Origin of the sequence: Corallococcus sp. AB045, from assembly GCF_003668895.1 — a bacterium.
Classification (GTDB): domain Bacteria; phylum Myxococcota; class Myxococcia; order Myxococcales; family Myxococcaceae; genus Corallococcus; species Corallococcus coralloides.
Window position 1 is genome coordinate 1 of record NZ_RAWN01000349.1, and the last position, 5,287, is coordinate 5,287.

Genomic DNA, 5,287 nt, shown 5'->3' on the forward strand with positions numbered 1-5,287 from the left:
CCCCTCCTCCTCCCGAGGAGACCTGGGACGGGACCTATACGCCCCTGGTCGATCCGACGGACTGGGTCGACCGGGGCGAGTACGCGCCCTGCGCGTTCACACCGCCCCCGGGGACCGTCGTCGACTGCGACGACCCATCCCTCTTCGACCTGTCGACGTGCGACCCCGCCTCGCTCGCCACCCTGGAGCCGCATGGCATCTACCAGGTGGACATGCGCCACGCCTCGGGCCTCGCGGACTTCGCCGGCATCCGGGTCCCCGAGGATGGCGGCACCGCGACCATGAACCACCTCCCGACGATGCGGAGCGCTCCGGTCACGCGGCAGCAGCTCCAGGGAGGCTTCCGAGTCTCCGCGCAATACACCTTCCGGGATACCGTCCGGAACCTGGTCTTCGCCGGCTGCGGCGTCACCGGGTCCGGGCTGGTGACGGGGTGTTTCGCCCGCTGCACCGATGGCAAGGTCGCCACCTCGGGCACCTTCGAAGCCGCGAGGATGACCTGGGCGCGGGGCGAGTCCGAAGCGTCAGGAGGGCTGCGACTCCTCTCCGAGACCCATGTCCAGACGGTGCGCCCGGTGGATGTGTATGTCCACCGCGAGCACGCCTACGTCGTCTCCATTGACGACCCGGTCACCCAGGCACCAGGAGGGCTCGCGGTGGTCGACGTCCGTGACCCAAGCCACCCTGTCATCACGAAGCGGATCACCCTCCCGGGAGACTCGTACTGGAACGCGGCCTGGGCCAAGGACGACGCGCTCTACATCGCCAGCAAGAGCTCGGGCGTCATCGTCTTCGATATCACCCACCCCGAGGACCCGACCTTCGTGCGCAGCGTGCCCGGCCGCGGCCCCATCGATGTCCACACGATGTTCGTGGACGGCAACCGGCTGTATGCCGTGTCGCCGGGTCCCGCCCCCACCGGCGAGACACTCATCTTCGACATCTCCACGCCGCTCCAGCCCGTCCTGCTCAATCGCTTCACCGCCGCCGACACGACGTCCGCGATTCCCTCGGCGCATGACTCCTTCGCCTACCAGGACCGGCTCTACGTCAACCACTTCAGCGCGGGCTACGTCGTCTACGACGTGAAGGACCCGATGAGCCCACAGGAGCTGGGCCACTACACGTTCGAGTCCGACAACAGCTTCGCGACCAGTCACGCGAGCGCGGTGGGCACCTTCGCGGGGAAGACCGTCGCCTTCGAGGGAGGCGAGTACCAGGGCGCCCACCTGCGCGTGCTGGACGTCACGGACCCCACGAACATCCAGCTCATGGGGCGCTACAAGCTGCGCCCGCAGACCTCCATCCACAACATGATCCTCAAGGGCAAGCGGCTCTACATCGCCTACTACCAGGAGGGGCTGCGCGTGCTGGACGTCTCCGTTCCCCCTCAGCCGCGCGAGATCGCCTACTTCAACACGTTCCGCGAGTCAGACCTGCACAGGGGCGATGATCTGCTCGAAGGCGCCATTGGCATCCGCGTTCCCGGGGACGGCCACGTGTACGTCGTGGACACCTCACGGGGCCTGCTCATCTTCAACGAGCCCTGAGCTGGCGCCTCAAGGCGCTTCCTTGCACATACACCGGACATTCGATGCGCCCCCCACTGGCAGGTGGCGCGACAGCGTTCGGCCGTGCAGAAATCCGTCCCCTCCCGTCCAGAATCGAGGATGCCAATCACATGAAGCTCTTCTACACACCGGGAACCGGGTCGCTTTCACCTCACATCGCGCTGCGCGAAGCCGGTCTGCCCTTTCAACTCGAGCGGGTCAGCCTTCGCAACCAGCGGACGGAGACGGGCGCGGACTTCCAGGTCATCAACCCGCATGGCTATGTCCCCGTCCTGCAACTCGACGACGGCAGCTTGCTGATGGAGGGCCCCGCCATCCTCCAGTTCATCGCGGACCGGCTCCCGGAGCGTGGGCTTGCTCCGGCCCAAGGCACCCTGGAGCGCTACCGCCTCCAGGAGAAGCTCCACTTCATCTCCTCGGAGCTGCACATCCACTTCGCGTCCCTCGTCAATGAGGCCTACCCCGAGGCAGGGAAGCAATTCGCGCGCGCGCGGCTCGCCCAGCGCTTCAGGGCCCTGGAGCCCACCCTTGAAAACAGCCCGTACCTCATGGGTGAGCGGTTCACGGTCGCCGACGCCTATCTCTTCACCGTGCTGAGTTGGTGCGGCTATCTCAAAGTCGACCTGGGGCCATTTCCAGCCCTGCGCGCGTTCCAGGCACGCATCCTGGAGCGACCGTGCGTCCAGCAGGCCATGAAGGCCGAGGGATTGTTGCGATGACAAAGCCCTCCGTGAGGCGCTCGGATTCAAGCAGCCGCAGTCCGAGCGCCCCGTTGTCCATTCCGACCCAGGCGCAACCACAAAGAGAGTCTTCTCCATTAAAAATCCGCCCATCCTGCAAATCAGCCCTTTCCGACCTTCACAGTCACGCGAAAGCAGACAACCCATGTTGATTGCAGCTTTCACTTGTAGTAAGTCAGTGTTCACCGGCTGACGCAGTGCCCGAGCAGCCGTTGACGCATCAAGCCATTCCATCAGTGGGTGCCTGGAGTTGGTAGGGGCACCGCTGACCGACGAAGGCGCTCGGGTTGCTGAGTGCTGTGACACGGGGGGGTCCATGCTTGAGAATCCAAAGCCAGATGGCCATCTGCCGCCGCCCGCGCTGGAGAGGGCCATTTTCGGCTTCATGGCCAGCCATGTGTTATTCGCAGCGGATGATCTGGGCTTGCTCGACAGGCTCGCTCAGGGAGGCACGCATGAGGGCCCAGCGCTTGCCTCGGAGGTGAAGACCGAGCCGCTTGCGTTGGACAGGCTCCTGACCGCGCTCGTCAGTCTGCAATTGCTCACGCGCGAAGGCGACGGGTACCGCATGCCCGACCCGGTCCGCCCCTTCCTGAGACGCGATAGCAGTCTCTACTGTGGGGGTGTCTTCCCCCTGCTGAAGAATTTCTCGACGCGGACCTTCCAGCACCTGGGCGAGGCCATGGTGGATGGCGCTCCCCAATGGAAGAAGGTGCTGCCCGGGGAAGGCGCGGCTCCCTTCGACATCATGTATCAGGATGCGGCGGCCCTGGAGCGCTTTGCCCGGGCCATGTGGAGCCTGGGATACCAGGCCGCCACGGAGCTGGTGGATCACCTGCGCCTGGAGCGAGGGGGGCACCTCGTGGATCTGGGGGGTGGCAGTGGTTCGTTCGCTGTCGCCGCGCTCCAGCGCTGGCCGGCGCTGACCGCCGAGGTCTTCGACAGACCCGCGATGGAGCCCACCGTGGCCCGGACGCGGAGCGAGTATGGGCTCTCCACCCGGCTGGGCTTCACCGGTGGCGATTTCTTCGAGTCCACGCTGCCTCGCGCGGACGTGTACGCGCTGGGCTTCATCCTCTCGGACTGGACGGATCCCCAGAGCGTCCGCCTGCTCCGCTCGGTCCACGCGGCCCTGGCCCCGGGCGGCCGGGTCCTCATCCTGGAGCGCCTCTTCAACGAGCAGCGCACCGGGCCCCTGCCCACCGCGCTCATGGACCTTTGCATGCTGCTGGAGACGGGCGGCAGACACCGGAGCGCCTCGCAGTACCACGGCTTGCTGCGACAAGCGGGCTTCCTCCCAGGCCCCGTCCACCACTCCAGCTACGAGAAGCACATGGTTGTCGGCATCAAGGATTGACCCTTCCGCCGACTCCACATCCGCCAGACGAACGTTCGCCCGACTCGCGAAAGGCCTCGACGATGGAACACCACGAGTATCTGGTTCTGGGCGCAGGTCCCGCAGGCCTGCAGGCTGGTTACTTCCTCAAGGAGAACGGCCGGGACTACCGGATCCTCGAGCGAGGCTCCTCTCCGGGAACCTTCTTCGAGTCCTTCCCGCGCCACCGCAAGCTCATCTCCATCAACAAGGTCTACACGGGCCACGAGGACCCCGAGCTGAACCTTCGCTGGGACTGGAACTCCCTGCTGTCCAACAATCACGAAGGGCCGCTCTTCAAGGAGTTCTCACAGAGCTACTTCCCTCCGGCGGACACCATGCCCGCCTACCTTTCGGCCTTCGCCTCGCGCCACGCGCTGAACATCCAGTACGGCGTCAACGTCACCGTGATCCGGCGCAAGGAGCGCTTCGAGCTGAGCACCGCCGAGGGGAAGACCTTCACGTGTGACCGGCTCATCGTCGCCACCGGCGTGTCGCGGGAGAACCTGCCGGACATCCCCGGCCTGGAGCTCGCCGACCGCTATGGCTCCGTCAGCCTGGACGTCACCGAGTTCCGCAACAAGCGCGTCCTCATCCTCGGCAAGGGCAACTCCGCCTTCGAGACCGCGGACCACCTCATGGAGAGCGCGGCGGTCCTCCACCTGGCCAGCCCCAGGCCCATCCGCCTGGCCTGGCGCACGCACTTCGTGGGGGACCTCCGGGCGGTCAACAACAACCTCCTCGACACCTACCAGCTCAAGATGCAGAACGCGCTGCTGGATGCCCAGGTGCTCGGCATCAACCGCGTCGGTGACCACTACGAAGTCACCTTCCAGTACTCGCACGCTGGCGGCGAGGTGGAGACGCTGAGCTACGACCGGATCATCCTCTGCACGGGCTTCAAGTTCGACAACACGCTCTTTGACGAAGCCTGCCGCCCCGCGGTGACGCCCTGCCGCCGCTTTCCCATGCAGACCAGCGAGTGGGAGTCGGTGAACGTGCCCGGCCTCTTCTTCGCCGGCACCATCATGCAGATGCGGGACCTGAAGAAGTACATGTCCGGCTTCATCCACGGCTTCCGCTACAACATCCGCTCCCTGAGCCGCATCCTGGAGTCCAGGTATCACGGCAAGCCCTGGCCCATCTCCCGGGCCGTCTCCGGGCAGGAGGAGATCACGGACTGGCTGCTGGACCGCATCAACACCACGTCCTCGCTCTGGCAACAGCCGGGCTTTCTGTGTGACGTGCTGGAGCTGACCGGTGGCGGGCAGGGCGTGGGGCGCGAGGAGTTCTCCGTCGACTACGCGCGTGAGCACCTGGCGCGCCAGGGCACCGGGCTGCTGATGCTGACGATGGAGTTCGGGCACTCGGCGGGCGCCGATCCGTTCTCCAGCGAGCGCATCCACCGCGGCGACGTGAACCGCGCCAAGGAGAGCGCCTTCCTCCACCCCATCGTCCGCCACTACGTCGACGGCCGGCTCGTCGAGGAGCACCACGTCATCGAGGACCTGGCCGCCGAGTGGCGCGAGAAGGAGCACGTGCAGCCCCTGCGCGACTTCGTCCAGCGGGTGCTTTCGCAGCCCGCCTTCGCGCCCCCGTCC

At 66.1% G+C, this 5,287-nt stretch carries 4 protein-coding genes; all 4 read left to right on the forward strand.

Features of this window, described 5'->3' with window-relative positions; genetic code table 11:
• Positions 1–1,550 (forward strand): LVIVD repeat-containing protein (locus D7Y21_RS40155; RefSeq protein ID WP_121718526.1); only part of this gene is annotated, 1,550 nt, incomplete at its 5' end.
• A 131-nt stretch (positions 1,551–1,681) separates the two neighbouring features.
• Entirely contained in the window at positions 1,682–2,290 is a 609-nt protein-coding gene (gstA, locus tag D7Y21_RS40160; protein ID WP_120565831.1) for a glutathione transferase GstA, read from the forward strand.
• Positions 2,291–2,627: 337 nt separating this feature from the next.
• Positions 2,628–3,668: a methyltransferase gene (locus D7Y21_RS40165; RefSeq protein ID WP_121718527.1), complete on the forward strand. Its 1,041-nt coding sequence runs from the start codon at positions 2,628–2,630 to the stop codon at positions 3,666–3,668.
• Positions 3,669–3,730: 62 nt separating this feature from the next.
• Positions 3,731–5,287 (forward strand): NAD(P)-binding domain-containing protein (locus D7Y21_RS40170; protein WP_158627430.1); only part of this gene is annotated, 1,557 nt, incomplete at its 3' end.

Bases quoted from the DNA above. Each gene is read 5' to 3' on its own strand.
- gstA (WP_120565831.1), top strand. From the start codon at position 1,682: ATGAAGCTCTTCTACACACCGGGAACCGGGTCGCTTTCACCTCACATC.
- D7Y21_RS40165 (WP_121718527.1), top strand. From the start codon at position 2,628: ATGCTTGAGAATCCAAAGCCAGATGGCCATCTGCCGCCGCCCGCGCTG.